32 protein-coding genes are annotated in these 26,932 nt (G+C 73.1%); 13 read left to right on the top strand and 19 right to left on the bottom strand.

Annotation, left to right across the window (positions count from 1 at the left end):
- Positions 1-220: 220 nt before the first annotated feature.
- The 3 genes from K1T35_RS15235 to K1T35_RS15225 are packed head-to-tail and all read right to left on the bottom strand — an operon-like array spanning position 221 to position 1,805.
- Positions 221-940, bottom strand: coding sequence for a GAF and ANTAR domain-containing protein (locus K1T35_RS15235; RefSeq protein WP_220260809.1), 720 nt, complete (start codon positions 938-940; stop codon positions 221-223).
- A 50-nt stretch (positions 941-990) separates the two neighbouring features.
- Complete coding sequence (locus K1T35_RS15230) at positions 991-1,461, bottom strand: STAS domain-containing protein (RefSeq protein WP_255622592.1); 471 nt, start codon at positions 1,459-1,461, stop codon at positions 991-993.
- Positions 1,461-1,805: a hypothetical protein gene (locus K1T35_RS15225; RefSeq protein WP_220260807.1), complete on the bottom strand. Its 345-nt coding sequence runs from the start codon at positions 1,803-1,805 to the stop codon at positions 1,461-1,463. The genes K1T35_RS15230 and K1T35_RS15225 overlap by 1 nt, the downstream gene beginning before the upstream one ends.
- A 387-nt stretch (positions 1,806-2,192) precedes the next feature.
- On the opposite strand from K1T35_RS15225, the gene K1T35_RS15220 reads away from it, so the two are divergent.
- Together K1T35_RS15220 and K1T35_RS15215 are read left to right on the top strand one after the other, a co-directional pair.
- Positions 2,193-2,903 carry a GAF and ANTAR domain-containing protein gene (locus K1T35_RS15220; protein WP_220260806.1) on the top strand — a complete coding sequence of 237 codons (711 nt, stop codon included), beginning with the start codon at positions 2,193-2,195 and terminating at the stop codon, positions 2,901-2,903.
- A 59-nt stretch (positions 2,904-2,962) separates the two neighbouring features.
- Positions 2,963-4,171, top strand: a complete 1,209-nt coding sequence (locus tag K1T35_RS15215) for an alkaline phosphatase (RefSeq protein WP_220260805.1) — start codon at positions 2,963-2,965, stop codon at positions 4,169-4,171.
- On the opposite strand, the gene eda is transcribed toward K1T35_RS15215, so the two are convergent.
- On the bottom strand, positions 4,161-4,820 hold the full coding sequence (eda, locus tag K1T35_RS15210) for a bifunctional 4-hydroxy-2-oxoglutarate aldolase/2-dehydro-3-deoxy-phosphogluconate aldolase (RefSeq protein ID WP_220260804.1): 660 nt from the start codon (positions 4,818-4,820) through the stop codon (positions 4,161-4,163). The two genes, K1T35_RS15215 and eda, sit on opposite strands and share 11 nt — an antisense overlap.
- 30 nt (positions 4,821-4,850) lie before the next feature.
- Here eda and K1T35_RS15205 point away from each other — a divergent pair, with 30 nt between their 5' ends.
- Both K1T35_RS15205 and K1T35_RS15200 read left to right on the top strand, forming a co-directional pair.
- A complete protein-coding gene (locus K1T35_RS15205) occupies positions 4,851-5,579 on the top strand; it encodes an SDR family NAD(P)-dependent oxidoreductase (RefSeq protein WP_220260803.1) in 729 nt (242 codons plus the stop codon).
- 62 nt (positions 5,580-5,641) lie between these two features.
- Positions 5,642-6,871 (top strand): hypothetical protein, encoded by a 1,230-nt coding sequence (locus K1T35_RS15200; protein ID WP_220260802.1) that lies wholly within the window; start codon positions 5,642-5,644, stop codon positions 6,869-6,871.
- A 573-nt stretch (positions 6,872-7,444) separates the two neighbouring features.
- On the opposite strand, the gene K1T35_RS15195 is transcribed toward K1T35_RS15200, so the two are convergent.
- Positions 7,445-8,464: a D-isomer specific 2-hydroxyacid dehydrogenase family protein gene (locus tag K1T35_RS15195; RefSeq protein ID WP_220260801.1), complete on the bottom strand. Its 1,020-nt coding sequence runs from the start codon at positions 8,462-8,464 to the stop codon at positions 7,445-7,447.
- A gap of 112 nt (positions 8,465-8,576) precedes the next feature.
- On the opposite strand from K1T35_RS15195, the gene K1T35_RS15190 reads away from it, so the two are divergent.
- Both K1T35_RS15190 and K1T35_RS15185 read left to right on the top strand, forming a co-directional pair.
- On the top strand, positions 8,577-9,356 hold the full coding sequence (locus K1T35_RS15190; protein ID WP_220260800.1) for an HpcH/HpaI aldolase/citrate lyase family protein: 780 nt from the start codon (positions 8,577-8,579) through the stop codon (positions 9,354-9,356).
- 3 nt (positions 9,357-9,359) lie between these two features.
- On the top strand, positions 9,360-10,055 hold the full coding sequence (locus K1T35_RS15185) for a FadR/GntR family transcriptional regulator (protein ID WP_220260799.1): 696 nt from the start codon (positions 9,360-9,362) through the stop codon (positions 10,053-10,055).
- 3 nt (positions 10,056-10,058) lie between these two features.
- Here the strand turns inward: K1T35_RS15185 and K1T35_RS15180 are convergent, their stop codons facing one another.
- A complete protein-coding gene (locus K1T35_RS15180) occupies positions 10,059-11,075 on the bottom strand; it encodes a zinc-dependent alcohol dehydrogenase family protein (protein ID WP_220260798.1) in 1,017 nt (338 codons plus the stop codon).
- 44 nt (positions 11,076-11,119) lie between these two features.
- Complete coding sequence (locus tag K1T35_RS15175) at positions 11,120-11,320, bottom strand: hypothetical protein (RefSeq protein WP_220263338.1); 201 nt, start codon at positions 11,318-11,320, stop codon at positions 11,120-11,122.
- A gap of 193 nt (positions 11,321-11,513) precedes the next feature.
- Between K1T35_RS15175 and K1T35_RS15170 the strand changes: the two genes are divergently transcribed.
- On the top strand, positions 11,514-11,960 hold the full coding sequence (locus K1T35_RS15170) for a MarR family winged helix-turn-helix transcriptional regulator (protein WP_255621919.1): 447 nt from the start codon (positions 11,514-11,516) through the stop codon (positions 11,958-11,960).
- A 51-nt stretch (positions 11,961-12,011) separates the two neighbouring features.
- Here K1T35_RS15170 and K1T35_RS15165 read toward each other — a convergent pair whose 3' ends face one another.
- Positions 12,012-12,848, bottom strand: coding sequence for a PaaX family transcriptional regulator C-terminal domain-containing protein (locus K1T35_RS15165; RefSeq protein WP_255621918.1), 837 nt, complete (start codon positions 12,846-12,848; stop codon positions 12,012-12,014).
- Positions 12,849-12,948: 100 nt separating this feature from the next.
- Between K1T35_RS15165 and K1T35_RS15160 the strand changes: the two genes are divergently transcribed.
- A complete protein-coding gene (locus K1T35_RS15160) occupies positions 12,949-14,250 on the top strand; it encodes an MFS transporter (protein ID WP_220260795.1) in 1,302 nt (433 codons plus the stop codon).
- A gap of 31 nt (positions 14,251-14,281) precedes the next feature.
- Here K1T35_RS15160 and K1T35_RS15155 read toward each other — a convergent pair whose 3' ends face one another.
- Genes K1T35_RS15155 through K1T35_RS15145 form a run of 3 tightly spaced genes read right to left on the bottom strand, consistent with a single transcriptional unit; the run spans position 14,282 to position 16,835 of the window.
- On the bottom strand, positions 14,282-15,301 hold the full coding sequence (locus K1T35_RS15155) for an ABC transporter ATP-binding protein (RefSeq protein ID WP_220260794.1): 1,020 nt from the start codon (positions 15,299-15,301) through the stop codon (positions 14,282-14,284).
- On the bottom strand, positions 15,298-15,984 hold the full coding sequence (locus K1T35_RS15150; RefSeq protein WP_220260793.1) for an ABC transporter permease: 687 nt from the start codon (positions 15,982-15,984) through the stop codon (positions 15,298-15,300). Before K1T35_RS15150 ends, K1T35_RS15155 begins: the two co-directional genes overlap by 4 nt.
- A gap of 8 nt (positions 15,985-15,992) precedes the next feature.
- Positions 15,993-16,835: a substrate-binding domain-containing protein gene (locus K1T35_RS15145; RefSeq protein ID WP_220260792.1), complete on the bottom strand. Its 843-nt coding sequence runs from the start codon at positions 16,833-16,835 to the stop codon at positions 15,993-15,995.
- 26 nt (positions 16,836-16,861) lie between these two features.
- Between K1T35_RS15145 and K1T35_RS15140 the strand changes: the two genes are divergently transcribed.
- Complete coding sequence (locus tag K1T35_RS15140) at positions 16,862-17,779, top strand: substrate-binding domain-containing protein (RefSeq protein WP_220260791.1); 918 nt, start codon at positions 16,862-16,864, stop codon at positions 17,777-17,779.
- A 35-nt stretch (positions 17,780-17,814) separates the two neighbouring features.
- Here the strand turns inward: K1T35_RS15140 and K1T35_RS15135 are convergent, their stop codons facing one another.
- From K1T35_RS15135 to K1T35_RS15120, 4 genes are read right to left on the bottom strand one after another with little or no spacing between them, the layout of a single operon-like run.
- Positions 17,815-18,582, bottom strand: a complete 768-nt coding sequence (locus K1T35_RS15135) for an alpha/beta fold hydrolase (protein ID WP_255621917.1) — start codon at positions 18,580-18,582, stop codon at positions 17,815-17,817.
- A gap of 4 nt (positions 18,583-18,586) precedes the next feature.
- Positions 18,587-20,023, bottom strand: a complete 1,437-nt coding sequence (locus K1T35_RS15130) for a DUF2252 domain-containing protein (protein WP_255621915.1) — start codon at positions 20,021-20,023, stop codon at positions 18,587-18,589.
- A 23-nt stretch (positions 20,024-20,046) separates the two neighbouring features.
- Positions 20,047-20,658: a LysE family translocator gene (locus tag K1T35_RS15125; RefSeq protein ID WP_220260790.1), complete on the bottom strand. Its 612-nt coding sequence runs from the start codon at positions 20,656-20,658 to the stop codon at positions 20,047-20,049.
- The gene (locus K1T35_RS15120; RefSeq protein WP_220260789.1) at positions 20,655-21,077 is read right to left on the bottom strand and encodes a DUF2000 domain-containing protein; all 423 of its coding nucleotides are present in this window, start codon (positions 21,075-21,077) and stop codon (positions 20,655-20,657) included. Before K1T35_RS15120 ends, K1T35_RS15125 begins: the two co-directional genes overlap by 4 nt.
- Before the next feature lie 59 nt (positions 21,078-21,136).
- On the opposite strand from K1T35_RS15120, the gene K1T35_RS15115 reads away from it, so the two are divergent.
- The 3 genes from K1T35_RS15115 to K1T35_RS15105 are packed head-to-tail and all read left to right on the top strand — an operon-like array spanning position 21,137 to position 22,652.
- Positions 21,137-21,610, top strand: a complete 474-nt coding sequence (locus K1T35_RS15115) for an Lrp/AsnC family transcriptional regulator (RefSeq protein WP_220260788.1) — start codon at positions 21,137-21,139, stop codon at positions 21,608-21,610.
- Between the two features lie 33 nt (positions 21,611-21,643).
- Positions 21,644-22,231 carry a TetR/AcrR family transcriptional regulator gene (locus K1T35_RS15110; RefSeq protein WP_255621914.1) on the top strand — a complete coding sequence of 196 codons (588 nt, stop codon included), beginning with the start codon at positions 21,644-21,646 and terminating at the stop codon, positions 22,229-22,231.
- Positions 22,218-22,652: a hypothetical protein gene (locus tag K1T35_RS15105; RefSeq protein WP_220260787.1), complete on the top strand. Its 435-nt coding sequence runs from the start codon at positions 22,218-22,220 to the stop codon at positions 22,650-22,652. Before K1T35_RS15110 ends, K1T35_RS15105 begins: the two co-directional genes overlap by 14 nt.
- Positions 22,653-22,769: 117 nt before the next feature.
- Here the strand turns inward: K1T35_RS15105 and K1T35_RS15100 are convergent, their stop codons facing one another.
- The 4 genes from K1T35_RS15100 to K1T35_RS15085 all read right to left on the bottom strand — a co-directional run bounded on the left by K1T35_RS15100 (position 22,770) and on the right by K1T35_RS15085 (position 26,157).
- Positions 22,770-23,375: an ester cyclase gene (locus K1T35_RS15100; protein ID WP_220260786.1), complete on the bottom strand. Its 606-nt coding sequence runs from the start codon at positions 23,373-23,375 to the stop codon at positions 22,770-22,772.
- Positions 23,376-23,497: 122 nt separating this feature from the next.
- Complete coding sequence (locus K1T35_RS15095) at positions 23,498-24,376, bottom strand: ABC transporter substrate-binding protein (RefSeq protein WP_220260785.1); 879 nt, start codon at positions 24,374-24,376, stop codon at positions 23,498-23,500.
- A gap of 9 nt (positions 24,377-24,385) precedes the next feature.
- Positions 24,386-25,261 carry a sugar nucleotide-binding protein gene (locus tag K1T35_RS15090; RefSeq protein ID WP_220260784.1) on the bottom strand — a complete coding sequence of 292 codons (876 nt, stop codon included), beginning with the start codon at positions 25,259-25,261 and terminating at the stop codon, positions 24,386-24,388.
- Between the two features lie 38 nt (positions 25,262-25,299).
- Entirely contained in the window at positions 25,300-26,157 is an 858-nt protein-coding gene (locus K1T35_RS15085; protein ID WP_220260783.1) for an SDR family oxidoreductase, read from the bottom strand.
- An 83-nt stretch (positions 26,158-26,240) separates the two neighbouring features.
- On the opposite strand from K1T35_RS15085, the gene K1T35_RS15080 reads away from it, so the two are divergent.
- Positions 26,241-26,930 (top strand): TetR/AcrR family transcriptional regulator, encoded by a 690-nt coding sequence (locus K1T35_RS15080; RefSeq protein WP_220260782.1) that lies wholly within the window; start codon positions 26,241-26,243, stop codon positions 26,928-26,930.
- The last annotated feature ends 2 nt before the right edge of the window (positions 26,931-26,932 follow it).

Here is a 26,932-nt window from a genome sequence, read left to right as displayed (position 1 = left end):
GAGGCTCTTCCCGACGAACCGGCGCGCACGCTCGCGGCGACGCATCTCCCCGCCGCGGGTTCCGGGTCCGGTAGGTCGGTCGGTTCGAGAACGTCGGAGTGCCGAACCGGGTCACTCTGATCGCTCGCACCGCACGATCATCGAACCTCGGCCCGACTCGAGGTCAATTCGGCGGATGCAGGCCGGCAAGGCCATGGTCAGCTCGTGCCGGCGGCCCTGGTCAAGGCCGGCTCAGCGCGGGTTCCTCGGTGCGGGCGACGACCTCGGCGGCGACCGCCTGCAGCGTCGCGCGGCGGTTCTTCGCCGCCATGCGCAGGACCGTGAGGGCCTTCTCCGCCGGGCACCCCTGCTCGGCCATGACGATGCCGATCGCCTGGTCGATCGCGGATCGGGAGACCAGCGCCTGGCGCAGGCGCGCGGACAGCGTGGTGTCGTCGTAGCTGCGCATCGTCCCCGTGACGGCCACCGTGGCGAAGCCGGCGATCCGGTCGGCGAGCCCGCGGCCCGGCGGGTCGAACGCGGCCGGGGCGGTCCCGTAGACGGTGAGGACGCCGATCGGGGCACCGTCGCGGACGCGCATCGGGACGGCGCGGACCGCGTGCACGCCGGCACCGACGGCGGCACTGGCGAACGCGGGCCAGCGCCGCTCGGTCCGCAGGTCGCCCACCTCGATCGCGTTCCCGGCCCGTAAGGCGTCCGTCCCGGGACCCGCGCCGTGCCGCCGTTGCACGGCCTCGAGCCGGGCGGCGCGCTCGTCGACCGCGATCGCGTGCCCGCTCCACGCGGGTGCCGTGAGCGCCACGCTCGCGGACACGGCGGCCGCCACCGCCCCTGCCGCGAGCTCGGCGATCCCCACGAGGAGCTCGTCGAGCGACGACGTCGCCACCACCAGTGCCGCCAGCTCGACGCCGATGTCCACCCCCGCAGTCTCCGGCCCCACCGGTGTCCCCTCGGTCCACTCGCCCCGGCAGGCTGGTCGCCGCGCGTGCCTCAACCGTTACGGGGCGCGATGCACGCGAGAACCGCGTCGGCCGTGCCGGGAACGACGCGCTCGCCCAGATCGATCCGCCGGAGCCCTTCGAGGACCCGGTCGTTCTCGGCGGCGATGTGCAGGTGGGTGCCACAGTCGACGGCCATGGCGTGCAGGGCCCGCAGCACGGTCGCCACCTGCAGGTCCATCCAGGTCACCGAGGACAGGTCGAGGATGACGTCCGGCGCCCGGTGCAGCTGCTGGCGGACCCGGATGGCCAGCGTCGCGCAGCTGTGTGCCTCGAGCGGGCCGATGACGCGCACGATCACGGTGTCGGGTGTCGGCGCGTGCAGCCGCACGTCGAGCGGCTCGTCCCGATCCGGGATGCGGCTCTCCCTCCGCGGGGAGGGCACGAGCTCCGACAGGTCCACCGGGGCGCGCTCCCGATGCAGCAGCGCGCTGCCCGTGCCGGAACTCCATTCGGTGCTCATCACGCTGTCTCACCACCGGCACCACGGACCGCACCCCTCCGCACGGCGGCCTGGTACATCGTGAACAGGTCCAGCAGCGAGGCCTCGTACCGCGCCGCGGACGACGAGTCGTGCCCGACCGTCCTGAGCCACCCGTTGCGCCGGGTCAGCTGCCGACCCGCGGAGGCGAGCGCGGCGTTCGTCGTGGGCGCGACCTCGCCAGCCGCCGTCAGATCCACCAGCACGAAACGCGCGCCTGCGATCAGCAGCCCGTCCACTCGCTGCCGCAACTCGGCGACACCCTCGTGCCCGCAGGTGCCGATCACCTCGACGAAGGCGTGTTCTCGGTCGGGCTGAACGGACATGATCCGCAGCCTCGTCGGTTCAGAAGTGGTGTACTGCTCCGACTGCACGGCTCCGCGCATACTTTCCCCTCTGCTGCCGTGACGCGAAATCGCGGAGCGCACCGCTGGATGATCAGCGGCCGGGGGTCCAGGACCACGACGATGCCAGCGCGTGCGCTCACGCAGCGGCTGTCGGTCCAACCGTCGGGGATGCTACGAGAGCGGTGTCGACGACGGCAACCGCTGGTTGCCGCGTGCCCACTGTGCGTGCATCTGCACGCGCTGGACGGTCACCGTTCATCGGTACGGCCTATCAGCCGATGCGGAACGCGCATTCTCATGCCACGCTCAGGAGCGACTCCACGACGTTGACCGGCGCGTTCCGGTGGTTGCGGGACGGGCACGGACATGACAGAAGGTCCAGAGCGGGACGACACCGCGGCGGAGCTCGCGGCGCTGCTGCTGTCCACGGAGTCGTTCGACGACCTGCTGCGCGGTGTGGCGGAACTCTCGGTCCAGCTCGTGGCCGGAGCGTCGACGGCGAGCATCACGCTTGCCGAACGGGGCCGGGTGATCACCGTGGCCACCGCCGACCCGCTCGCCACGCAGATCGACGCACACCAGTACGAGCGGGGCACCGGCCCGTGCCTGGAAGCACTCCGCACCGCCTCCGTCGTGCACGTCGCCGACGTGCGCCGCGAGCGGCGGTGGGGCGGGTTCGACACGGTCATGCTGAGCCACAACATGACGAGCGTGCTCGCCGTCCCGCTGATGGTCCGCGACGGCGCGGTGGGCGTGCTCAACCTCTACTCCCGGGCCACCACCGGCTTCGAGGAGCGCGACCAGCAGCTCGCGCGGGTCCTCGCCGCCCATGCCGCGGTCGCGCTGACCGCGGCCCTGCGCACATACGACCAAGTCAGCCTCACCGACAACCTCCGCATCGCGCTGTCGTCCCGCTCGGTGATCGACCAGGCGATCGGCATCGTGATGGGCCGGGAGCAGTGCTCGGCCGACCAGGCGTTCGACGTCCTGCGCAAGGTGTCGCAGCAGCGCAACACGAAGCTGCGTCACGTCGCCGCCGAGCTGGTCATGGCGGTCGCCCGCACCACCGAGCGCTGAGCCCCGCGACTGGCGTCCTAGGCTGCCCGGGTTCCGACTCGCCAGGAGGTCTCCCGCCGGTGGCTGCGCCCGTCCGCTCCCGCGTGGCGAGGGCCCTTGCGGCCGGCGCCTTGGCCTGCGCGCTGGCCGCCTGCAGCGTGGTGCCCGCCGACGCCCCGGAGGAGGCAGCACGCGAGGAGGTGGCGCGCAACGTCATCCTGATCCTGGCCAGCGGGATGGGGAGGGCACAGCACGACTTCCTGCAGCTGGCGATCGCAGGGCCGACGGGTCTGCTCGCGATGGACCGGCTCGGCTCCACCGGCTCGGTGACGCCTGTGGACCCGGTCTCCGACGACGCCGCGGGAGCCACCACCCTGTCCACGGGCATGCCGACGAGACCCGGCGCGATCGGGGTCGACGCCGACGGCGAGTCGCTCACCACGGTGCTGGAGCACGCCCGCAACGCGGGGAAGGCCATCGGCATCGTGACCACGGGCGAGGTCACCGATCCCACGCCCGCCGCGTTCGCGGCGCACGTCGCGCCACGGCCGCCCCTCCCGGATCCCGACGAGCAGGACGAGGAGGACGGCGCCGTCGCGCGCGCGATCGCCCGGCAGTACCTCGAGGAGACCCGGGTCGACGTGATCCTTGGCGGCGGAGCAGGGCTGTGGACGGACCTCGCCGGGAAGGCCAGGTCGCTCGGCTACACGACGGTGTCCGACGCGGTCGGGCTGCGGGCGACCTCGGCGGAGCGGCTGCTGGGGCTCTTCGCCGACGGACCGATGTTCGATCCGGGCCGGCCTGGCGACGGCCTCTACCTGCCCGCCGTGCCGCTCCCCGACATGACGCGCGCGGCGCTCGCCGCACTCGACCGCCGCGAGGCCGGCTTCTTCCTCGTCGTCGACGAGGCCGGCATGGACGCGATGGCCCGCGAGGGCAACGGTGCGCTCGTGCTGGAAGCGGGCCGCGCGCTGGACGCGACCGTTCAGGCGGCGCGGGACTTCCAGGCGGTCAACCCCGGCACCTTGATCGTCGTGGCCGGGGACCACGAGACCGGCGGCCTGAGCTTCACCACCACCGACCCGGGCACCACCCGCTCCGGGTCGGACGGCCCGTACCCGGCCGCCGACTCCGACCAGCAGCTCTGGCTCCGCTGGACCCGCAACAGGCCCACCAACTCGCCAGTCCCCATCGCGGCAGGCGGCCCGGGCGCGGAGGCGTTCCACGGCGGCATGGCCAACACGCAGATCTTCCCCGAGCTGCTGGAGGCGATGAGCCTCAGGGCGTGACGGCGCCCGGGGCGCCGAGGGCGGCGGCCGCGCGGGCGCGCTCGGCGATCGCGTCCCAGCGGCCCGCAGCGATGTCGGCGCGCGGGGCGATCCAGGTGCCGCCGACCGCGAAGACATTGGGCAGCGCGAGGTACTCCGCCGCGTTCTCCGGCCGCACGCCACCGGTGGGCATGAAGCGGGCGCCCGTCCAGCCGAACGGGCCGTCGAGTGCCGTCAACGTGGCGATGCCGCCGTAGGCGCCTGCCGGGAAGAACTTGATGTGCCGCGCGCCCGCTTCCAGGCACGCGCCGACCTCGCTCGGGGTGACGGCGCCCGGGACGAACGGCAGCCGCGCCGTCGCCGCGGTGGCGAGGCACGCGCTCGAGTACCCGGGCGACACCCCGAACAGCGCGCCCGCCTCGACGGCGGAGGTGACCATGTCCGGCAGCACGAGGGTGCCCGCGCCGAGCAGGAAGTCCGGCAGCTCCGCCGCGATCGCGGCCACGGCGTCGCGGGCCGCGGGCGTTCGGAACGTGATCTCGACGACCGGCAGGCCCGCCTCGGCGAGGGTGCGCGCGAGGGGCACGGCCGTAGCCGCGTCGTCGATCTCGACGACGGGCACGACGGCGAGCGCCGCCACGGCGGTGAGAACATCGGACTCCGGGGCCATCGGCCCACTACACCACACGGGGAGGCGAGCGTGACCAACCGCTTCGAGGGGCGGCGGATCGCCGTCGTCGGCGCGACCGGCGGGATCGGGCTGGCGATCTGCGAGAGCCTGGCGGGCCAGGGCGCCCAGGTCCACGGGCTCGATCTGAAGGGCCTCGAGCATCTCCCGGCGGGCGTCAGCGGCCACCCGGTGGACGTGACATCGGAGGAGTCGGTGGTCGCCGCGGTCCGCGCGCTCTACGCCGACGACGACCGCCCGGTCGACCTGGTGAACAGCGCAGGCATCGTGGAGAACGTCGCGGCCGAGGACATGCCACTCGCCGAGTTCGACCGGATCCTCTCGGTGAACCTGCGCGGGGTGTTCCTCACCTGCCGCGAGTTCGGCCGGGAGCTCCTCGCACGCGGCGGGGGCGCGATCGTCAACATCGCCTCGATGTCGGGCAACGCGATCGTCAACCAGCCGCAGCGCCAGTGCGCGTACAACACCTCGAAGGCGGGCGTCAGCGCGCTCACCCGGTCGCTCGCCGTCGAGTGGGGGCCGCGCGGGGTGCGGATCAACGCCGTCTCCCCCGGCTACGTGCAGACCCCGCTCACCATGGCCAAGACCGACCTGCACCCGCAGTGGATGCGCGAGACCGTGCTCGGCCGGTTCGCCCAGCCGTGGGAGATCGCGAAGGCCGTGGAGTACTTCCTCAGCGCGGACTCGGGGTTCTGCTGCGGCACCGAGCTGTTGATCGACGGCGGCTTCGCCCTGCGCTGACCCTCCCCGATCGGGCGGCTACTATTCCCCCGATCGGGCTAACGACGTCGGGGGCGACGCCCATGTATCCGCAACCGCCGCAGGGGCATGGGCAGCCACCCGGTCCCGGCTACTTCCCGCTGCCCCCCGGTTACGGACCGCTGCCGCCACCGCCCCGGAGGAAGCGCACCGGGATCATCGCCGCGACGGCCGTGATCCTGCTCGCGATCGTCGGCACCCCCGTCGTGGCGGACGCGCTCAAGAGCGCGGGCACGAAGGACCTCGGCTCGGGCTCGGCGACGGATCCGGCGAGATGGCGGGTGCACGTCGCAGCGGGGGACGTCGACGAGTACCCCACCGACGTGCAGGGCCTCACCCCCGGCCCCACGGTCGACGACGCGGCACTGGCCACGGTCGACGCCCGGCAGCTGTACTGGGCGGTGCTGGCGCGGCAGGGCACCCGCCCGGTCACCGACATGGTCGCGCGCAACTGGAGCACCGCCGAGGAGTACGAGGACGCGTTCCCGGCGAACCCCGTGACCCACCGCATCGGCATCGACTGGCGGACCAAGGCCTTCATCGACGAGTCGTCCGGTATCACCGGGGACGGAACCCCGGACTCGGACTACGTCCTGCTCCGGTGCCTCGGCAACGACCAGTACGCGTCGTACCAGCCGGAGAACGAGGTCTTCGGCTTCCCGGCGAGGTGGGACGTGAGGTCGGCGGCCGGTCCGGACGGCTACGACAACTGCGCCGACCGGATGCGGCCCGGCAAGCTCGTCGCGAACTCGTTCGCGGGCGACGGGATCGCCCCCGCGGGCCTCTCGGCGGAGCAGATGAACGCCTTCATCTCCTACCTGGACGGGGTGCCCGGCCTGATCGAGGTGTCGCCGCCGACGACGGTGGAGGGCAGCGACGGGAGGCGATACATCCAGCTCGACGTCGCCCTGCGACCGCAGGACCCGCGGGGCGACGGCGAGACGAGGATGGGTGGCGCGTTCCTCAACGCCGCGTTCGCGCAGACCGGCAACAACCCGTACGACTACCCGTACAGCATCGACTTCGACGAGACGCAGGGCCGCACGATGCGGTACTTCGTCGACCCGCAGACCCTGCTGCCCGCCTACGCGGTGATGGCGGACACCAGCCCGCTGGCGCTGGACGGCACGCCGACGGACCCGGGCACCACCACCAACAGCTACGACGTCTACCAGTACTCGTGGCCCGACGAACTGGATCCGGCGGCCATGCGTGCCGAGGGCACGCCCGTCTTCCCGCTCCGGCCGTGGCCGTTCGAGAAGATCGTGTTCTAGAACCCGCTGGTCGAGTAGCGGAGGCGCCCCGCGCCGGAGCGTATCGAGACTCTAGCTTCGGAGGTGGGCATCGCTAGTGCGGTGGCCACATTCGTTCGCCGAGCCTGGTCGGGCGGGGTGTAGACCCGCCGTGGTTGTGGGCGCCTTCGGTGGCGCGGGCCCTCAGCAAGCCGCCGGGCCGCAGGGCCTCCGGTGGCGCCGCGCATCGTGCGGGGCCGCCCCTCCCCTGTCAAGGGCGCTCCGCGTCGCTTCGCGATCGCTGCGCGACCCTTGACAGGCGAGCCTCTGCGACCCCTCTGGGCAGCAGCACGGGCAGGCCACAGGCCTGCCCAGATGGGCGCGCGGCGCCACCGGAGGCGGTCCGACGGACATGATCGAGGCCTCGGCGCGAAAACGGGCGAAAACGACCCGGAAACGGGCCGAACTGCCGATCAAGCCGCCATTCCGGGGACAAATGCGGCGATCAAGGCGAAATGGTCGCTAGATGATCTCCGATCGCGACCATCAGCCCTTGATCACCGCGCTGACCAGCCGGTATCGGGTGTAGATGGTCGCTGTCGCGACCGTCACCGCCTAGCGGAGATCGCTCAGGGCCGGGTGGGCGTACGCCTCCGGGTTGACCACGTGCGCGGGACGCCGGCCGTCGCGCACGTCGAGCACGGCCCGGATCGCGCTCGTGCCGTTCGCCAGCCCGAGTTCGTCGGTCCAGCAGGTGGCGTGCGGGCTGAACAGCGTGTTCGGCGCCGTCAGGATCAGGTCGCCCGCCGCGGGCGGTTCGTCGCGGAAGACGTCGAGCGCCGCTCCTGCGATGCGGCCCTCCGTCAGCGCGGCGGCCAGCGCGTCCTGGTCGACGATGGGCCCGCGGGCGACGTTGACGAGGAACGCCGACGGCTTCATGCGGGCGATCGCCGCCGCGTCGACGAGGTTGCGGGTCTGGTCGGTGAGCGCCGCGGTGACGACCACGAAGTCGGCCCCGCCGAGCACGGTGTGCAGGTCCCCGAGCTCGACGCCCGCCGCGGCGGCTGCCGCGGGGTCGGCATACGGGTCGTGGGCGGTCTGGTGCATCCCGAGCGGCGCGAGGAGGCCGCTGACCGTGCGCCCGACGTTGCCCCAGCCCACGAACCCGACGGTGCGCCCGGTGAGGCCGGTGCCCATGAAGTCGAGCCGGTCCTGCCAGCGGTGCTCGCGCACGAGCCGGTCCTTGTCGAGCAGGCGGTGCGAGATCCCGAGCATCAGGGCGAGCGCGGCCTGCGCGACCGGCCGCGCCACCGCGTCACGCGTGATCGTGAGCAACGTGCCGTGCGCGGTGAGCGCGGCGACGTCCACGTTGTCGTAACCCACCCCGAACCGGGCGACGACCCGCAGCCGGTCGGCCTTCTCCACCGAGCGCGCGGTGACGCGGGGCAGGAGCCCGATCAGCGCGTCGAGGCCGGCCAGCTGCTCGGGCGGGATCTCCCCCGCCGTGACGTCCAGGAACCGGTAGGCCACTCCGGGCGCGTCCGCGAGCAGCGACAACCCGATGTCGCCCCAGCCGATCCGCCCGTCCGGGGTGCGGAAGTCCCCCGTGAGCCCGACCTGGAACGTGCTCGCCATCAGCTGGTCCTCTCGGTGGTGGGTCGCGGCGACCGTAACCAGGGCCTCGGAAATTGGTCAACCGGTTGCTAAGTTGGCCGGGCACTCACCGACGAGAGGAAGGCGGACACCCGTGACCCTGCCCGTGATCGAGAAGGCCAGGTCGGGCGAGCTCGCGCTCGGGACGTTCGTGTTCGAGTTCGCCACGAACGGCATCGGCCGGCTCGCCGCGCACGCGGGCGCCGAGTTCGTGCTCTACGACGCCGAGCACACCGGCTGGGGCTGGGAGACGCTCGGCGGGCTCGTGGCCACCACCCGTCCCACCGGCGTCCCGGCCTGGATCCGGATCCCGTCGGCGTTCGACCGCACCACGGTGAGCCGGGCCCTCGACGTCGGGGCGAGCGGGATCATGGCGCCGATGGTCGGTTCCGCCGAGGTGGCCGCGCAGCTCGTGGACTGGGCGAAGTACCCGCCGGACGGCAGCCGCGGCGCCGCCTTCGGCGTGGCGCACGACGACTACCGCGGCGGCGACAACGTCGCCACGATGCGCAAGGCCAACAGCGACAACGTGGTGATCTGCCAGATCGAGACGGTCGCGGGGCTCGAGGCCGTCGACGAGATCGCGGCGGTGCCCGGCGTCGACGTCGTGTGGGTCGGGCACTTCGACCTCACCAACTCGATGGGCATCCCCGGGCAGTTCGACCACCCCGACTACCTCGCCGCGCTCGACCGCGTCGCGAAGGCCGCGGCCGACACCGGCACGATCGCCGGGTTCATGCCGACGTCGGTCGAGCAGGCCACCGACCTGATCGGCCGTGGCTTCTCGCTGCTGGCCTACAACGGCGACCTGTGGCTCTACCAGCAGGCGCTCGCCGCCGGGCTCACGGCGATCCGGTCGGCGGCGAAGGGCTGACGAGTGCTCGACGGCCCGGCGCCGATCCGGCGCGACAGTCCGGTGAGCCAGGTCGCCCGCCGCCTCCTCGAGGAGGTGACGGCGGGCCGGGCCGGCTCCCGGCTGCCGTCCGAGCGGCGGCTCGCCGAGTCGCTCGGGGTGGGCCGGTCGGCCATCCGCGAGGCGATCGCCGTGCTCGAGGTGCTCGGGCTCGTCGAGGTGCGCGTCGGCTCGGGCACCTACGTGCGCGGGACGATCTCCGACCTGCTCCCCCAGGCGATCGACTGGGGCCTGATGCTGGGCGAGCGCCACACCCGCGACCTCGTCGAGACCCGCCAGCACCTGGAGACGGTCACCGCCCGGCTGGCCGCGCAGCGCGCCACCGACGACGACGTCGCCCGTCTGCACGCATGCCTGGACCGGATGCGGGAGACCGCGGAGTCCGTCCCGGCGTTCATCGAGGCCGACGTCGAGTTCCACCTTGAGGTCGCCCGGATCGCCGGCAACACCGTGCTTCGCGACATCCTGCACAGCGTGCGCGCCCTGCTGCGGGTGTGGATCCAGCGGGCGGTCGGGGCCGACGGCGACACGACGGCCACCCTGGCCGAGCACGTGGCGGTGTTCGAGGCCGTCGCGCGCAAGGACCCCGATGCTGCCGCGACGGCGATGGGCGCCCACATGGAGTCGGCGAGCGCGAGGCTGGCCCGCTCGCTCCGCTGACCGTCAGGGCCGCACGACCGCCTTCACACATCCCCGGTCGCCCAGCGCGGCCAGCGCGTCGGCGTAGTCGTCCAGGGCGAACGTGTGCGTCACGATGCCGTCGGTCGCCACCCGGCCGGTACGCAGCGCCTGCAGCGCGCGATCGAAGCTGTACGCCTGGCTGAACGAGCCCTTGATCATCAGCTCGCGGCGGAACACCTCGTACGGCGACACCGTGAGCCGGTCCTTCTCGTCGGTCATCCCGTAGACGAACACCGTGCCGCCGTCGCGCGTGAGCGGCAGGCACTGCTCGAGCACGCCGACGGCGCCGGTCGCGTCGACGACCACGTCGAACCCCTCCGGCGCCAGCTCCCGCAACCGGGCGAGGGCCGCGTCCGGGCGCTCGCGGTCCATCCGCACCGTCTCGTCGGCGCCGTGCCGGGCGGCGAGCTCCAGCTTCGCGACGGTCGGCGCGGCCACCGTGACCCGGTTGGCACCCGCGTGGCGCAGCAGCTGCGCCAGCAGCAATCCGGTCGGGCCCGCCCCGAAGACCACCACGTCGCTGCCTGGCGGCAGCTCCAGCACGTCCAGGCCGTGCATGACGCACGCCGTGGGCTCGGTGAGCACGGCGGCCGCGGGCGCGAGGTCGTCGGCGGGATGGCACTTGCCTGCGGCCGCCACGATGTACTCCGCGAACCCGCCCGGCGCGTTCACCCCCTGCGCCACAAGCGCGTGGCAGAACGCCGGACGGGCCCGCCGGCAGCTGCTGCACAGGCCGCAGGACCGCATGTTGTCCAGCACGACCTGCTGCCCGACCCGCAGCCCGGTGACGTCATCGCCCACCTCGTCGACCTCACCGACGATCTCGTGCCCCGGCGTGAGCGGGTAGACCGGGTCGAACTGCCCGTCGTGCAGATGGGCGTCGGTGCCGCAGACACCCGCGAGCACCACCCGCAGCCGCACCTCCCCCTGGCCCGCATGCGGGTCGGGTACCTCGGTGACGGTGAAGCTGCGGGGCTGGTCGTACACGACGGCCTTCATGATCGCCGACGGTAGCGCCGGCGCCCGCGGCACGAGAAGGAAGCTCAGCGCCTGCCGCGCTCCGGGCTGCCGTCGAGACCGAGCATCGCCAGCATCTCCGCGCAGTCGATGGCGTCGATCGCCCGGCCCGCGACGACGCGGGCGGCTCGCCGGTTCTGCAAATCGTTCTCGACTGTGGCGGCGGCCTGTGCGGCGGCGAACCTGCCGTTCTCGTGGGGATGGGAAGAGCTTCCGGTCCTTCGCATGCGTCCGTGCTCCCTCGATCGTCCCGCCGGAGCTGGCCTGCACTGGCCAGAGCGTGTCGGCGCGACCGTGCGTCAGGCGGCGATCTGCACGAGGCGCACACGGAGTGCCCGCCCGACCTGACCCGCTGACCCTACCCCGCGCCGGGCGGGACGGCCGATCATGCGAGGCAGGCGTGCACATACGCTGTCCGGTATGACGGCCGATCCGGCGGAGGGCCCGTCACTGCTCTACGCCGTCAAGCAGGTCGAGCTGGCCGTGCGGGCCCACCTCGACGAGCTGCTGCGACCGTCCGGCACCACGGTGCTGCAGTACACCGCCCTCACCGTCCTCGCCCGCCGCGACGGGCTCACCAGCGCCGAGCTCGCCCGCAACGCGTTCGTCACGCCGCAGTCGATGGGCGACATGGTCACCGCGCTCGAGCGCCGGGACCTCGTGACCCGCCACCGCGACCCCCGCCACGCCCGCCGCCTCTTGATCAGCCTCACACCCGCGGGGCAGGAGCTGCTCGAGCGCATGGAGTCGCAGGTACGGGCCCTCGAGGAGCGGATGCTCGACGGACTGACGGCCGGCGAGCGCGCCGAGCTGCGCGACTACCTCAACCGCTGCCGCAGCGCACTGGCCGACGGCCCGGCCCGGTAGCCGGGCCCTTCCGACGAACGGGCGCGCTCGTCGCCGAGCGACGTACGCCCGTCAGCTCCGCCCGGCCTCCTCGTCGGGGATGACGTCGAGCGCGGCCACCGCGGCCCGCGCCTGCGGGTCCAGCTCGGCGTAGAGCGCGCGGAACAGCCGCCACGCGGGCTCGGCGGGCCAGCCCGCCGGGAGGTGCTGCGCGGGCAGCCTGGGGTCGCGGCGGATCACCTGCAGCCACTCGGTCTGCAGGACGAGCTGGGTGGCCAGGGCGTCGGGGAAGGCGGGGCGCCGCCTCGGGTCGGACCACCGCTCCAGGAAACCGCGGTAACGGCCTGCGATCGCGTCGAGGTCCCACGCGTCCCGCACGAGGGCGTCGACATCGGTCGGCGGCAGCGCGCTGGCCGCGAACACCTTGACGTGCGCCGCCGCCTCCAGCCCCGCGCCGATCACGGCGAAGTCGACGGGCGACGGGGCGATCCACAGCCCGCCCTGCAGCGGGCCGAACCCGGCCCAGAGCAGCCGGGAGCGCAGCTCGTGCCGCTGCCGCTGCCATGAGTCGGGCAGGCTGAACGACAGCAGGGTCCAGGTGCCGTCCCACCCGTCGTGCACCACCTCGGTGCGCCACATACGCACGTCGCCGTCGTGGAGCACCTCGCGGGAGCGCGGGGTGAGGCCGAGGTAGGCCTTCCGTCCCCGGCGGACGCGGTGCAGCAGGTCGCGGCGCGCCATCCGGGAGAGCGTCGAGCGGGTGGCGTGCTCGGAGACACCGACGCGGTCCAGCACGTCGATCACCGCGCTCGTCGCCACGTGGACGCCGCGGCCGAGCAGGTACCCGCCGAAGAACGTCAGCAGCAGCGACTGCGGCCGGGCTGCGTCCGGCTGCTCCTCTGACGACATCGGGGAAGCGTAGATGCGCAACGATGTTGGGCACATTATTGACCGCCGTGACAGGAATGCTTACATTCGCCCCAGCGGACCGCGGCAAGGAGGCCCCCGCATGACCGAACCACGCTCTCGCACCCAGCTTCGCCGCGCGGTGGCGTCGAGCTACCTGGGCAGCGTCATCGAGTACTACGACTTCCTCCTCTACGCCACCGCCTCGGCGGTCGTCTTCAACAAGGTCTTCTTCTCCGCGCTCGACCCACTGGTCGGCACGGTCGCGAGCTTCGGCACACTGGCCACCGGCTACCTCGCCCGGCCGCTCGGCGGTGTGCTGTTCGGCCACTACGGCGACCGGCTCGGCCGCAAGCGGATGCTCATCCTCACGATGGGGTTGATGGGCGTTGCGAGCGTGCTCATCGGCCTGCTGCCGACGTACGCGCAGGTCGGGGCGCTGGCGCCGGTGCTGCTCGTCGTGCTGCGCATCGCGCAGGGCGTCGCGGTCGGCGGCGAGTGGGGCGGGGCCGTGCTGATGTCGGCCGAGCACGCCACCACCCGCAGAGGCCTGTGGGCGAGCTTCACCAACGCGGGCGCGCCGAGTGGGATGGTGCTCTCCACGCTGGTGCTCGCGCTCGCCGCTTCCGCCACGGGTGAGGAGCAGTTCCTGGCCTGGGGCTGGCGGATCCCGTTCCTGCTCAGCGCCGTGCTGATCGCGATCGGCCTGTTCGTGCGCGCGAGGGTGGACGAGACACCGGTGTTCACCGCGGCGGCCGCGGCCGCGTCGGCGCGCCCGCCTCTGCTGGACGTGCTGACCCAGCACCCACGCGCCCTCCTGCTCTCGGTGGGCATCGGGTTCGGCGCGTTCGTCGCGCAGGGAACGCTCACGGTGTTCGTGATCTCCTACGCGGTGCAGGCCGGCTTCGCCCGTCCCACCGTGCTGAACGCGTTGACGGTCTCGTCGGTGGTCGCGATCTTCGGGATCATCGGGTTCTCCGCGCTGTCGGACCGGCTGGGGAGACGTCCGATCGTGCTCGCCGGTGCGGTCGCGATGGCCGGATGGGCGTTCCTGATCTTCCCGCTGATCGACAGCGGTTCCACGGCGCTGCTGGTGCTCGCGGTGGTGATCGGGCAGGGCGTGGTGCACGCGTCCATGTACGGGCCGCTCGCCGCCCTATACAGCGAGCTCTTCCCCACCCGATCGCGCTACACCGGGGCATCGCTGGGCTACCAGATCGCCGGCATCGGCGCCGGGCTCGCACCCGTGGTGTTCGCCGGGGTGCTCGCCGGAACCGGGAACCCTGCTGTGGTCGCCACGATCATCGCGGCCTGCTGCCTGGTGAGCGTCGGCTGCATCCTGGCACTGGGAGAGACGTCCCGGATGGACCTCACGAGCGAGCCCGAGGCGCGCGCACTCTCCTGACCCTTCCGACGAACGGCGCGTTCGTCGGAACCTATCCGACCAACGCGCCGTTCGTCGGAATCGTGCGCAGCTCGGCCTCCGCTACCGCGACCGTGACGGCGCGGCCGAGCTCCACTCCCTCGGCGTCGGGCGCCCGGCAGGCGAGGGTGCCCGCCGCGGTGTCCACGTCCACGCGGGTGGCGCCACCGAGCGGGACGACCCGCCGTACCGTGCCGGGGATCCGCAGCCCGTCGGTCTCGCCGATCGAGCAGTGTTCGGGCCGCGCGGCGAGGAGCGCCCCGCGGCCGGTCACTGCGGGTGGCAGTAGGTTCGTGAACCCGACGAGCCGGGCGCAGTCGACGTCGACCGGCTGGTCGAGCACGTGCCCGGTCGGCCCGAGCTGGCGGATCCGCCCCGCGACGAGCAGCGCGGTGCGCCCTGCCAGCGCCATGGCCTCGTGCCGGTCGTGCGTGACGAGCACGGTGGCGGTTCCCAGCCCGTCGAGCACCCCGTGCAGGTCGGCGAGCAGGTCGGCGCGGGTGGTGGCGTCGAGGCCGGCGAACGGCTCGTCGAGCAGCAGCACCCGCGGCGCAACGGCGAGCGCGCGGGCGATCGCAACGCGCTGCGCCTCGCCGCCGGAGACCGTGCAGACGGAGCGCGCCGCGAGGTGCCCGACACCCAACGCGTCCAACCAGGGGGCCGACCGGCGCCGCGCCTCCGCCCTCCCGACCCCGCGCAGCCGCAGGCCCGCAGCCGCGTTCGCCGCCACCGTGCCGCGGCGCAGGATCGGCCGCTGCAGCACAGCCGCGATCGCCGATCGCAGCTCCCGTGACCCGGCCGTCCGTCCGTCGAGCAACACCTCGCCGGTGCGGTGCAGGCCGCCGAGATGCCCGAGCGCGCGAAGCAGCGTCGACTTCCCCGCGCCGTTCGGCCCGAGCACGGCGAGCACCTCACCCACCGCGACGTCGAGGGTCGGGACGTGCAGCAGCTCCCGGCCGTGCGCGCGCACGCGCAGGTCGCGGCAGCCGATCCGCGAGCGCGGTATCGATGATTCGCTCGCAAGCTCGCTCATGGCCGACCGGCAAGCGTCACGACCAGGTTGACCGCGAACGCGAGCAGGAGCAGGACCAGCCCGAACGCGATGGCAAGCCCGAACTCGCCGCGGCTGGTGGCGAGCACGGCCGCGGTGGTGAGCACCCTGGTCTGTCCCGCGATGTTGCCGCCCACCATCTGCGCCGCCCCGACCTCGCTCACCACGGCGCCGAACGCCGCCATCGCGGCGGCCAGCAGCGGCAGCCGCGCCTCGGCCCCGAGCGCGAGCAGCGCCCGCAGCCGGGTGGCGCCCAGCCCCTGCATCTGCACCAGGAACTCCGGGTCGACCTGCCGCAACGCCGCCGCCACCAGCGCAACCACCACCGGCGTCGCGATCACGGCCTGGGCCACCACCATGGCGGTGGGCGTGTACAGCAGGCCGAGCCCGCCGAGCGGCCCGCTGCGCCACAGCAGCACCGTCACGACGAGCCCCACGACCACCGGCGGCAGCCCCATCCCGGTGTTCGCCGCTGCGAGCAGCAGCCGCCGCCCGGGGAACGAGCCGAGCGCGATGGCCGCGCCGAGCGGCACGCCGACCAGCGCCGCGATCGCTGTGGCACCGAGCGAGACGCGCATCGTGAGCAGGGTGATCGCCCAGGTCTCCGCGTCGCCGGAGAAGAGCAGCGAGAACGCCTGCGCCACGCCGTCGAACAGGACGTCCATATCGATGCTCAGGCGCCGGTGGGGTCCGGTTTACCCGCGTCCGGCACGAACAGCGGGTGCCCGTACTCCTCCCGGCCGAACTCCCCGATCCGCCGCTGCGCGTCCGAGCCCGTGATCCAGTCGGCGAACGCGGCAGCGGCTTCGGGCTGCACGCGCTCGCCTGCCCGCTTCGTCACCTCGATGACGTGGTAGACGTTGAGCAGTCCCGGGTCGCCCTCGACGAGCAGCGCGAGCCCGTCGGGCTGTGAGAGGTACGTGGCCCGGTCCGACAGCGTGTAGCCGGCTTTCTCCGCGGCCACCCGCAGCGTGGCCCCCATGCCCTGCCCGGTCTCGTGGTACCAAGGCGCGCCCGGCTGCACACCCGCCTTCTCCCACAGCGACTTCTCCCGCGCGTGCGTGCCGGATTCGTCGCCCCGGGACACGAACACCGCCCCCGCGGCGGCGATCCGGCGCACGGCCTCGTCGACTGCCGCCCCGCGCGCTCCCGCCGGGTCGGACTCCGGCCCGAGCAGCACGAAGTCGTTGTGCATGACGAGCATCCGCCGTCCCGCCGTGCCCTCCGCGACGTACTCCTCCTCGGCGGCAGGCGAGTGCACCAGCAGCACGTCGGCCTCGCCGCGCCGCCCCATCTCGATCGCCTGACCGCTGCCCACCGCGACCGGCTTCACGGCCCAGCCGGTGGCGGTGGTGAACGCCGGGAGCAGGTCGTCGAGCAGGCCGGAGTCCTGGGTGCTCGTCGTCGTGGCGAGGATCAGTGACCGCTCGGCGGACGCCCCGGCCGGGGGCGCGCCGCACGCCGCGAGCACCAGCAGGACGACGACCGCAACCGCTGCTCGCATCTGTGCTGGCACAGACCGGGACTATAGGGTCCTGCGCCGTGACCCGGTACCGGGAGATCTGCACCGAACTGGCCGGCCGGATCGGCGCGGGCGACCTCGCAGAGGGGGCCGAGCTGCCCGCCGTGCGCGAGCTGGCGCACCGGTTCGGCACCACGGCGTCGACGATCGGGCGGGCGGTCCGCGCTCTCGCGGACGCGGGCGTGATCGTCACGGCCGACCGGCGCCGTACCCGCGTCGCCCCGGGTGGGGCCGTGGCCGCCCGCCGCTTCCTGCACGGCGAGCGGGTGTTCCGGCTGGCAGGCAGCGACGACCCGGCACTCGACGTCGTGCTCCGCGGCCTCGGCCGCGCGGTCCGGTCGATCGGCACGGAGGGCAGCTTCGGCGGGCTCCAGGCCGTTCGGCAGGGCCGGGCCGACGGCGCCGCCGTGCACCTGCTGCACCACAACGGCCGCTACAACGCCCCGTTCGCCCGCGGGCTGCTGCACGGGCTGCGGCCCCACCTCATCCACCTGTGGCGCCGCGAGCAAGGCCTGCTCGTACCCCCTGGCAACCCGCGTGACCTCGCGTCCGCCGCCGACCTTGCCGGGCTGCGCGTCGCCAAGCGCCGCTTCGGCACCGGCACCCGCGTGCTGCTCGACCGGCTGCTGCGCGAGGCAGGCCTCGACCCGGACGCACTGGCAGGCCCGGAGACCGGCTCGCACCTCGAGACCGCGCTGTCGGTGGCGTCCGGCGTGGTCGACACGGGCCTCGCGGTCCGCTCGGTGGCCCGCGACCTCGACCTCGGCTTCGTGCCGCTGGTGTCGGAGGAGTACGACGTCGTGCTCCCGGGCGCCGCCCTCGACGCGGCGGCCGCGCTCGTGGCCGCCCTGCTCGACCCCGCCACCCGCGCCGCGGTCACCGCACTCGGCGGCTACGACACGTCGGAGGCCGGAAAGGTCGAGGACCTCGACACCTGACCGCGAGTCGCGGTCTCCGTGTGCGCGAGTCGCGGTCAGGCCGCGGACACCCACGCCGCGAGGCGCGGGGCGAGCGCGGTGTAGACAGCGGGGTCCGTGCCCATGCCGGTGTGGCTGCTCGCGACCTCCACCCACTCGGCCTCCGGGTCCTGGCAGGACCGCCAGCCGACGACACCATCGTCTCGGGAGTAGATGGAGACGGCCGGCACGGGCAGCGGCGCCGCCAGCCCGACCGCAGCGGCCGTGCTGCAGGGCCCGGTGAGGCAGTCGCCGTCGACGAGGCCGCGCACGCCGAGCTCGGACAGGCGCAGGACGGCCGGCAACACCATGGTGGCGAGCCCGCCGGCGTCGAGCGGGTCGAGTACCGGGCTGCCCAGCATCGCGAGCCCGCGCACCAGGTCGGGTCGCCGGACCGCGACGATGCGCGCCAGCATCCCGCCTCGGCTGTGCCCGACCAGCACGACCGGTCCTTCGGTGCGCTCGGCATGCTCCCCCACGCGCCGCTCGAGCCGGTCGACCAGTTCCTCGGTGCAGCCGACGTTGATCCCCAGGCCCGCGCCGGTGGGCGTGTAGCCGCGACGCGTGAGCCACCGGCGCAGCATCCCCATGGACGCGTCGGCGCCTGCGAACCCGGGCGTCACCACCACGCCGGTGCCACCGCCGTCGGCCGCTGCCGCCTGCCAGACGGGGTGACGCACGAGCGCGGGCGCCGTGAGGCCCAGCGCGGGAGGAAGCGTTCGCCCGACGTGGCGCACGATCCGCCGCACCCGGTGCCACGGGACTACGGGCAGGTCGACGGTCACCGGCTCACACCCCCCGCTCGGCGGGCAGCTGCCCGCGCTCGACGGCCTTGACCAGGGCGGCGTGATCGACCTCGGTCTGATCGGCGTAGGCGCGGGCGAACCGGACCATGGCCTTGTCGAGGTTGTCGGAGCCACCGGCGTATCCGGCGATCATCGACGCGCCGCTGGTGCGCGCGTGGCCCTTCGCGAGCAGGTGTCCGAGCACACCCGCATAGTCGGCGAGCGCGGCCGCATCGATAGCGTCGAGCGCCACCGTGCCCTTCATGTCCCGGAACTGCCGCACGTAGTACTGCCGCTCCCCCACGGTGGCCCAGCCCAGCAGCGGGTCGCTCACGGTCTGGAGTGCCTGCTGATATTCCACCACCCGCTGGCCCTGGTGGGCGTGCCATGCCGACTCGCCGTGCACGTGCCGCGCCAGCACGGACCGACGGGCCTGCTTGAGCTGCAGGAACACGACGTCGTCCGGAGAGGAGCCCTCCAGCAGCGCCACGTAGGCGCGCAGCCCGACGCTCCCGACGCCCACCACCTTGTGCGCGATGTCGACGATCGTGTAGCCGCCCAGCGCGCGTCGCCAGTGCGAGGCGAGCGTGAGGAGGTACTCGTCCAGGGCCGCGGCGAGCTCTTCGGCCTCGGCGTCCGGCACGCGGGTGATGAGCGGTGGCTCCTCGACGATGCGGCGCCTGCCCTCGACCTCCTGGGTGAACCGGGGCAGCGCGCGGTCGCTGGTGCGGTTGCGCGCCCGTTTCGCGGCCCGCTCGACCTCGGCGCGCAGTGGCTTCGAGCTCTCCTGCGCGAGCCGGTCGACGTCGAGGCGCTGGTAGGAGCGCGAGAGCAGCGGCTGGTCGGCGAGGTAACGCACCTCGTCCCGGTACGCGGCGACGCACGCGGTGACAGCGGTCTCACAGGCGTCCTCGCTCGAGCCGTTCTGCCGCCCGGCCACCCAGATGCTCGCGACCAACCGGCGCAGGTCCCACTCCCAGCCGCCGGGGTGGGCCTCGTCGAAGTCGTTGAGATCGATCACGAGATCGCGCTCCGGCGAGGCGTAGAAGCCGAAGTTGCCCAGGTGGGCGTCGCCGCAGACCACCGGTGTGATCCCGGTGGCGGGCAGCCGCGCCACGTCCTCGGCCATGACGACCGCCGTGCCCCGCAGGAACCCGTAGGGCGAGTCGATCATCCGCCCGACGCGCACCGGGATCAGCCGGTCCACTCGGCCCAGGTGGCTCTCCTTGATCAGGTGGATCGGGTCGGGGCGATCGGCGGACGGGCTCCACTCACCGAGCGACGAACGCGGCACCCGCTTGCGCAGCGCCTTGCCGAGCGCGTAGCGCTCCGACCGGTCGACCGGCCGCTGCCGCAGCGATGAGTACGGCGTGCCGTCGGCGTCGGCGAGGACGGTGTGGGCGCGCACCTGGCCGACCGGGAGATCAGCGGTGCCGGTCACGCGGAAATGTTACGCCGGGCGCGTCACCCGCGTGCGATGCCGACCGCCACGGCGAGCAGCACGCCCCCTGCCACCCCGTCGACGGCCCGCCGCACGCGGGATCGGCCGAGCACGGCGCGGCCGCGGGCGGCGAGGAGGATCACCACGGCCCACCACAGCACCGCCGCCACCACGGTGGTGCCGGCCAGCAGGAGCAGCTGGGTGGTGACGGTGGGGCCGGGCACGACGAACTGTGGGATCAGGCCGAGGAAGAACAGCAGCGCCTTGGGATTGAGCAGGTTGGTCGCGAGGCCGTCGAGGTACGGATGTGCGCTGCGCCCGCGCGCCGGGTGCACGGCCGCCTCGTGGCGGGCGAACGCGGCCCGGATCGCCTGCACGGCGAGCCACCCCAGATAGGCGGCGCCCGCGAGGCGGACCGCAGTGAGCACGTCCGGGCGGGCGGCGAGCACCGCGGAGAGGCCGAGCGCCGCGGCAGTGGTGTGCGCGGCCAGGCCCGTGACGTTGCCCGCGGCGGCTCGCACACCCCGTGCCGGGCCGGCGAGCGCGTGCCGCAGCACCACGGCGAAGTCCGGTCCTGGGGTGAACACCACCACGAGCAGGACGCCGACGAACGCCGTCCAACGCTCCGGGGTCATGGGACCGGGACGGGGTCGGCGAGCGCGGGCAGGTGCCGGGTGAGCCTGCGGACGGCGTTGCCGGACCCGAGCAGGGCGAGGGCGTGCACGCCGATGTCGGAGGTCGGGGTGCTCGCCACCGCAGTGGTGTAGTCGGCGTAGGTGGGCGAGGCCTGCGCGAGATCGGGGAAGGCCATCGCGGTGACACCGGCCTCCTGCGCCGCGATGCGCAGATCGGCGAGCTCGGCGGGCGATGCGGCGAGAACGGGAACCACGATCTCGGCGATTCCGGCCCAGCGGCCGCCGGACGCGTCGGTCAGGTCGGGCCCGAGCACGGCGGCGCCCGCGGCACCCGCGGACGCGCCGAGCACGGCGGAGGCGTTGGCGATCAGCCAGCGCGGAGAAGCGGGGTCGAGGACGAGGACACAGCGGGGAGGCACCTCGCCAATCTCGGGTATCGTCCGAGATTCGGCAACCGAGTCCGGATACTGTCCGTCCCATGTCTGGTGAGCGCCATCTGGATCCGGTGGACTGGCGAATCCTGCAGCAATTGCAGGACGACGCGTCGATCACGAACAAGGAGCTGGCCGCCCGGGTCGGCCTGCCCACATCCTCGTGCCACGAGCGGGTGCGACGGCTGCGGGTGCTCGGCGTGATCACGGCCGTGCGGGCGGTGGTGGAGCCGGCCGCCGTCGGCCGCGGTCTGCAGGCGTTCGTGGCCGTGCAGCTGCGCCCGCACCGCAGAGAACTCGTGGAGGCGTTCACGGCCGCTGTGCTCGCGCTGCCGGAGACGCTCGCGCTCTACACGGTGTCGGGCCCGGACGACTTCTTCCTCCACGTCGCCGTCGCCGACAGCGCCCACCTGCACCGCCTGATCGTCGACCACCTCACCACCCGGCCCGAGGTCGGCCACGCCCAGACCCATCTGATCTTCGACCGGCCGATCACGGCACCGGTCCGACCGACTCGTTGATTCAATACAGAGCAGTACTGTATTGTAATCGTCGTGCCCGGTCGTCCCCGTAGCCTCGAGGCGGACGCCGCCATCCTGGCGGCCGCGCTCGACCTGCTGCTCGAACGCGGTATCGAGGCCACCAGCATCGAGCAGGTGGCCCGGCGCGCCGGGGTCACGCGCGCCACCGTGTACCGGCGCTTCGCGGACAAGACCCAGCTGCTCGTCGCCACCGTGGAGGCCGCGTGCGGCAGCCCGCCGGCCGCACCGGAGATCCGCGACGTCGAGCACCTGCTGACCGGGTGGTCCTATGCACTCGCCGACCCGCGCCAGCGCCGCCTACTGCGTCGCCTCTACGCGGCGACCGACGACCTCCCGGAGCTCGCAACGGCGTACCGCACCCGCTTCGGGGAGCACCGCGACCAGGCCCGCCGGCAGGTCTTCGCACGAGCCCGCGACCGCGGGCAGCTACCCGCCGACACCGATCCCGACGTCCTGCTGGACGTCCTCACCGGGGCCGTCTGGCAGCACCTCGGGTCCCGCCCGGACACGAGCACACCCGCCGACGTGGAGCGGTTCCTGCGCGCCGTGCTGCACCACGCCGGCTACCGACCGGAGGGACGAGGAGATGCAACGCACTGACGACGCAGCCCTGCGCACCCGGGCGTTCGCCCGCGTGATCGGGCCCTACGTCGCGACCTTCGGGATCGTGTACGCGATCCGCCTGCCCGACCTGAACGGCCTGGTAGGCGATCTTTTCGCCCAGACCTTCAACGTGCTGATGCTCGGCGCGCTCATGCTCGCCGCCGGGCTGGTCGTCATCGGCCTGCACCGCAACTGGCGCGGCCCGCTCGCCGTGACGATCTCGCTCTTCGGCTGGTTCGTGGCGATCCGCGGATTCCTTCTCATCGCCACACCGTCGACGATCCAGGCGGGCGTCGACGCCACCATGCTCTCCCCCACCGCGACGATCGTGGCCCGCGGGTTCTTCGCGGCACTCGGCGCGCTCGGCCTCCTGCTGGCCTACGCGGGTTGGTTCACCGCGCCGAAGCGCACCACGTGATCCGGCCCGGCGGGGGCGGCGGCACATCGTCCGGGTGCAGCACCCACGCGATCGCCTGCCTCACCACCCGGCCCGAGGTCGGCCACGCCCAGACCCATCTGATCTTCGACCGGCCGATCACGGCACCGGTCCGGCCCACTCGTTGATCCGAGGTTCCGTCAGCGGGCGCCGGTGGGTGCGACGAGCCGCGGCCTCCTCACTCGCCGCGACCACGGCCCGTCCAGCGGCTGCCGCCCGGCCCGTCAGCCGCCACCACGCGATGCGCAGGCCGACCGCCGGAGTCGGCGGGAACACCCCGATCTGGGTCATGAGGCCCAGGTCGTCGCGCACTGCGGCATGGCCGACCAGCTCGCCGTCCCGCACGCGGAACAGGTGCACCTGGTCGACCGCGAAGGCCCGGCCGGTCGGCGGGACCACCTGCGTGAGCCGGCCATCCGCGAACTGCGTGAACGGCCCGGTGTGCGTACCCCGGAACGTGACGTGTGAGAGCACATGATCGGCGTCGGCGAGCGAGGTGTGCTCGACGACCTCCAGGTCGGAGAAGGCGAAGCGCAACCATGCGCTGGTGGCGAGCAGCCCGGCCGGCCCGGGCAATGCGCAGGCCGGCGGCTCCGCGGCGGCCTCGTCGTTGACGAAGTCGGGCGCCACCGATGCCGCGGCGGCCTCCGGGTCGCCGGTGGTTATCGCGTTGTACTGGAGGCGGACAAGTCCCTGGGCGTTCACCGCGTCTCCTCGGACAGGCGTGTGGTCATGCCGTCCAGATGTAGCGAACGGGATGCGCCCCGTCATCGGCAGCGGCTGCCTACATCGGCGCTCGGCCTTTGTGCTCGCCTACACCGGCTGGTTCACCGCGCCGGCGCACACCACGTGATCCGGCCCGGCGGGGGCGGCGGCATGGCTCCCGGGTGTAGCGCCCACGCGATCGCCTCGATCCCGTCGACGATCCGCGGGCCGGCGCGGACGACGTAGGAGTCGGCGTCGATCGCCAGCACCGCCGCGCCCGCGAACCGCTCACGCACGACGGCCGCCTGCTCCGTGGCGGCGTCGAGGCCGTAGCCGCACGGCGCCACGAGCACGACGTCGGCGGCCAGCGCAGCGAGCTCGGCCCAGTCTGCGGTCACGCTGCGGCCACCCTCCACCGCCCCGATCGGCTCGCCGCCCGCGCGACGCACCAGCTCGGGCACCCAGTGCCCGGCGAGGAACGGTGGGTCGACCCATTCCAGCACCAGCACGCGCGGCCGCGGGCGTTCACCGACCGCGGCGGCGACGGCGTCGAGCCGGGCCCGCAACACGCCGACGAGCTCGGTCGATGCTCCGATCCGATCCCCGACCGCCGTGATCGCGCCGAGCACGTCCCCCACCGACCGCGGATCGAGCGACAACACGTCGGCCCGGCAGCCGATGGCGTCCAGGGCATCGGCCACGGTCCCCGCGGGCAGCGCGCACACCGCGCACAGGTCCTGCGTGAGGATCAGGTCGGGCTGCAGCGCGGCGAGCGCGGCGCGGTCCAGCTCGTACATCGGCAGCCCGCGGGCGGCCCGGTCCCGGACGACCGCGTCGATCTCGCCGGGCTCCAGCCCGGGCGGGAGCGCGGTGTCGACGACGACGGGGACGCGCTCCCGGATCGCCGCCTCGCACTCGTAGGTGACCGCGACGAGGTCGTCCGCCCGCCCGAGAGCGGCCACGATCTCGGTGGCGGCCGGGAGCAGCGAGGCGATCCGCACCCGTCGAGGTTAGATGGCCGATTCGCGATCAAACGTACGTTCTTGGTCGATCGCGCTACCGGTATGGCGGTTGAGAAACCGGCGGGCGCCGCGCAGTTCGGTACGTAGGCGTTGCTGGGTGAGGGTGCAATCGAGGCGTACGTCGACCGGCCCGGGCCGGTTGGCGTCGGCTCGCCGGCCGGCCGGTAATGCGGCGGTGTCGAGACCGTCCCGACGGGCGATCAGGGTTCCCAGTTCGTGGCGGCTCACCGCATCGGTTCCCGCGACATGGTGGATGCCGGCATGGTCGGATGACGCAAGTTCGAGAAGTGCTGCGGCCAGGTCGGCGACGTGGACGGGGCAGCGCACGTCGTCGGTGAACAGCACCCCGGTGACCTGGCCGGTGGCCAGGGCATGCACTCGGCGCTCGTGGAGAGAGCCGCCGTCGCCGATGATCAACGAGGTGCGGGCGATCACCGCGGTTGGACTGATGGCCTTGATCGCGGTCTCGGCTGCGGCCTTGGCGGCGCCGTAGGGGGTGGTCGGGTCAGGTACTGACGTCTCGTCGTAGCGGATCGCCGTACCGGAGAACACCGCGTCGCTGGATACATGAACCAGTCGCGCGGCTACCGAGGCGGCAGCGATGGCAACGTGCGCGGCGCCGTCGGCGCTGCTCGCCCAGTCGGCCTTCTGGAAAGCTGCGTTGACCACCAAGTCCGGCTTGATCGCAGTTACCAGGTCAGCGACCTGCTGGCGGTCCCGGATATCCATGGCGTGCCACGTCGTGCCGGCCACGTCGGTCGGTCGGGTCAGGTATGTCGCGGCCATCTGATGCCCCGCAGCCAATGACTGCCGGGCAACCTCCCTGCCGAGAAATCCGCTACCGCCAACGACGAGGACTGTCATGATCCGATCACGCTACCGCCAGTCCGTGCGGTTCCCTTCTAGGCGACGAGCGACGTACGCAGGTACTCCTCGAGCGTGATCGCAGGACGGTCGAGAAGACTGGGCAATGCGGGATCGGCCGGTCCGAAGTCACCGCGCCGGCTCGCGGCGAACAGGCCGACGAGCATGTCCGCCGCCTGTGCCGGCACGCCGCCGGTGAGCAGGTCGTCCCGGTAGTCATCGTCCGAGATGACGACGTGCCGGATCTCGCGCCCGAGGACGCGCGATGCGATCTCGGCGACGCCGGCCATGTCGATCGCCGCCGGGCCGGTCAGCGGCGGGGTGGGGCCGTCGAACAACTCGTCGACGAGGGTGCGCGCCGCAGCCTCGGCGAGATCGCGGTGTGCGGTCCATGCAACGGCTCCGTCCTGCGGAACGCGCAGCTCACCGGTGTGCAGGGCGTGCTGCAGCAGCCTCGGGACGGTCGAGGCGTAGAAGCCGTTGCGCAGGGAGGTGAAGGCCGTACCCGCCGCCCGCAGGGCGTCCTCGGTGGCGGCGTGGTCGGGCATCGGCGCGAACGGAGACGAGTGGCCGGCACCCATGTGGCTCGTGTAGACGATGCGCTTGACCCTCGCGGCCACGGCGGCGTCGATGGCGTTGCGGTGCAGGCGGAGTGCCGCGTCGCCGGTGGCAGCGGCCGACACGATCAGCACGCGTGACGCACCCTCGAACGCCTCCTGCAGGCTCCCGGGCTCGGCGAAGTCGCCGCGACGCACGCGCACACCGCGCTGCTCCAGGTTCGCCAGCTTCCGCGGGTCGCGAACGCTCACCCCGAACTCTTCGGCAGGCAGCCGCTGCAGCAGGTCGTCCACGACGGCGCTGCCGAGCTGCCCGCTCGCTCCGGTCACGATGATCATCGCCGCTCCTCGTTATCAGTGGAATCACGATCACCATACCACTGATAACTACACTGGAAACACGACCGTGTTATCGTCGATTCGTGGACACCAGCGAGGCGGCACCCCCGAGGGAGCGCATCATCGCCGCGGCCCTGGATCTGCTCGCCGAGGGCGGTGAGGACGCGGTCTCCACGCGAGCGGTCAGCGCCGCTGCCGGGGTGCAGCCCCCGACGATCTACCGCTTCTTCGGCGACAAGCAGGGGTTGCTCGACGCGGTCGCGGCCCACGGCCTGCGCACCTACCTCGAAACCAAGTCCGCCGTTCCGCCGTCCGGCGACCCCGTGGCCGACCTGCGCCGCGGATGGGATCTGCACGTCGAGCTCGGCCTGGCGAGACCCGCCCTCTATGCGCTCATGTACGGCCGGCCGCGCGCCGCCGCGTCACCGGCCGCCCGGGCCGCCGCCGACATCCTGGCCGGCCACATCCAGCGCATCGCCGAAGCGGGGCGCCTGCGCGTACCCGAGGCGCTCGCCGCCGACCTCGTTCGCGCCGTCGGCTCCGGCACGACCCTCGCCCTCATCGCCACCCCAGAAGACCAGCGCGACCCGGCGCTGTCGACCGCCGCCCGCGAAGCGGTCATCGCCTCGATCACGACGGACCAGCCCATCGGACGCGAGCCCGGACCGGTGACCGCCGCCGTCGCCCTGCGCGCCGCCCTGCCCCACGTCGACGCGCTCACCGCCGGGGAGAAGGCGCTGCTGGCCGAGTGGCTCGACCGCATCCGGGCATGAGT

It is taken from the genome of Pseudonocardia sp. DSM 110487 (assembly GCF_019468565.1).
Taxonomy (GTDB): Bacteria; Actinomycetota; Actinomycetes; order Mycobacteriales; family Pseudonocardiaceae; genus Pseudonocardia.
The sequence above is the reverse complement of the archived record's forward strand: the minus strand, read 5'-3'. Positions and strand labels throughout refer to the sequence as shown.